We start from the raw sequence: 2,734 nt of genomic DNA on the forward strand, positions 1-2,734 counted from the left end.
CTTAAAAAATTCCTAATTAAGAAATTAAAGCCTGACTCACTATTGAGCCAGACAAGCTAAAATCATATTACAGCGCGAGCTGAAATTATTGTATCTGCAACCTGCTTTGAGGCTTCAGCGTACTTCAAAAACTCCATAGAGTAAGAAGCACGACCCTGAGTTGCAGAACGTAAAGCAGTCGCATAACCGAACATTTCAGACAGTGGAACCTGCGCATTTATTTGCTTAAGCCCACCAAGTGCATCTTCCATGCCCTCGATCATGCCGCGACGACGGTTTAAGTCGCCAACTACATCACCCATGTTTGAGTCAGGAGTGATTACCTCAACCTTCATTAGTGGTTCTAAAAGAACTGGGTTTGCTTTAAGCGCACCGTCTCTCATAGCTAATGAACCTGCAATTTTAAATGCCATTTCATTCGAATCTACATCATGGAACGAACCATCATATAAAGTCGCTTTAACGCCAAGTAAAGGATAGCCTGCCAGTACACCTTGAGACATTTGCTCTTGGATACCTTTGTCTACCGCTGGGATGTATTCTTTAGGAACTGATCCACCTACGGTTTCGTTAACGAATTCGTAAATTGGAGAATCATCATCCGAAATATCCATCGGTTCAAGCTTCAACCAAACGTGACCATATTGACCACGACCACCTGATTGACGAATGAACTTTCCTTCAACTTCTACAGTTGAACGAATAGCTTCACGATATGAAACCTGCGGCTTACCAACGTTACATTCAACACTGAATTCACGTTTCATACGGTCGACGATAATATCTAGGTGAAGTTCACCCATACCAGAAATAATTGTCTGGCCTGATTCTTCGTCAGTTTGTACGCGGAAAGACGGATCTTCGGCAGCTAGTTTACCTAGCGCGATACCCATCTTGTCCTGGTCAGCGATTGTGCGAGGCTCAACCGCAACAGAGATAACTGGTTCTGGGAATTCCATACGCTCAAGCGTAATAATTGAATTCGGAGCACACAGTGTCTCACCTGTTGTAACGTCTTTAAGACCAATAGCCGCCGCGATGTCGCCTGCGTAGACTTCTTTGATCTCTTCACGAGAGTTTGAATGCATCTGTACGATACGGCCAAGTCGCTCACGCTTACTTTTAACTGGGTTGTATACCGCGTCACCCTGTTTAACAGTACCAGAGTAAACACGGAAAAAGGTTAAAGTGCCAACAAACGGGTCTGTTGCAATTTTAAATGCAAGTGCAGCAAACGGCGCTTTATCATCAGCTGGACGTTCCTCTTCGGTACCATCTTCTAAGATACCTTGGATTTGTTTAACTTGTTCTGGTGAAGGCATGTATTCTACAACGCCGTCAAGCACCGCTTGAACACCTTTGTTTTTAAATGCGCTTCCACAAGTTACTGGAACAATCTCATTGGCCAATGTGCGTTGGCGTAAAGCATTTTTAATTTCTGCTTCACTTAACTCTTCACCTTCTAAGTATTTGTCCATTAGTTCTTCTGAGGCTTCAGCAGCGCTTTCAACTAAATGAGAGCGCCATTCTTCAGCTGACTCAAGAAGGTCTGCCGGTATTGACTCATATGTGAAAGTCATCCCCTGGTCCGCTTCGTTCCAGTTAATCACTTTCATTTTTATAAGGTCAATAACACCTTTAAAGTCGTCCTCAGCGCCTACTGGCAACTGAATAGGAACAGGCGTTGCTCCAAGACGAGATTTCACCTGGCTAACAACAGCTAAAAAGTCAGCGCCCGTGCGATCCATTTTATTTACGAAGATCATTCTTGGAACTTCGTATTTGTTCGCTTGACGCCAAACTGTTTCAGTTTGCGGCTGTACACCAGAAGAAGCACAAAGCACAACTACCGCACCATCAAGTACACGTAAAGAACGCTCTACTTCGATAGTGAAATCTACGTGTCCTGGAGTATCAATAATATTAATACGATGGGCGTCAAATTGAGCGTCCATCCCTTTCCAAAAACACGTTGTTGCAGCAGAAGTGATTGTGATACCACGCTCTTGTTCCTGCTCCATCCAGTCCATAGTTGCAGCGCCATCATGTACTTCACCGATCTTATGAGAAAGACCAGTGTAGAACAGAACACGTTCTGTTGTGGTGGTTTTGCCTGCATCTACGTGAGCTACTATGCCGATATTACGGTAGCGCTCAAGTGGAGTTGTACGTGCCATATGATCCTCTTAAAGGTTAAGGACAGATTACCAACGGTAATGAGCGAATGCTTTATTCGCTTCAGCCATACGGTGAACGTCTTCACGTTTCTTAACCGCAGTGCCTTTATTATCAGCAGCGTCAACGATTTCTTGAGCTAAACGTAAGCCCATAGATTTTTCGCCACGCTTACGTGCAGCGTCTACTAACCAACGCATACCTAATGCGTTGCGACGAACTGGACGTACTTCAACTGGTACTTGATAAGTTGAACCACCAACACGGCGAGATTTAACCTCTACCTGTGGACGGATGTTATCAAGTGCAGATTCAAAGATTTCTAGGTGCGACTTGCCTGATTTCTCAGCAGCCACGTCTAGCGCACCATAAACAATTTTTTCAGCAGTAGATTTCTTGCCGTCTAACATTACGATGTTAACGAATTTAGCAAGAAGTTCCGATCCGAACTTAGGATCTGGAAGAATTTTACGTTGACCTATTACGCGTCTTCTAGGCATTTTGTATCTCCGGTTTATTCAGGTTTGCTCTTTCGAGTCAATCACCCAAAACAATAATT

At 43.9% G+C, this 2,734-nt stretch carries 2 protein-coding genes; both read right to left on the reverse strand.

Features of this window, described 5'->3' with window-relative positions; genetic code table 11:
• Positions 1-62: 62 nt before the first annotated feature.
• Positions 63-2,177, reverse strand: a complete 2,115-nt coding sequence (fusA, locus tag P20480_RS16510) for an elongation factor G (RefSeq protein ID WP_008126612.1) — start codon at positions 2,175-2,177, stop codon at positions 63-65.
• 27 nt (positions 2,178-2,204) lie between these two features.
• On the reverse strand, positions 2,205-2,675 hold the full coding sequence (gene rpsG, locus P20480_RS16505) for a 30S ribosomal protein S7 (RefSeq protein ID WP_004588211.1): 471 nt from the start codon (positions 2,673-2,675) through the stop codon (positions 2,205-2,207).
• Positions 2,676-2,734 lie beyond the last annotated feature (59 nt).

This window comes from Pseudoalteromonas sp. BSi20480 (assembly GCF_000241365.1).
Taxonomy (GTDB): Bacteria; Pseudomonadota; Gammaproteobacteria; order Enterobacterales; family Alteromonadaceae; genus Pseudoalteromonas; species Pseudoalteromonas marina.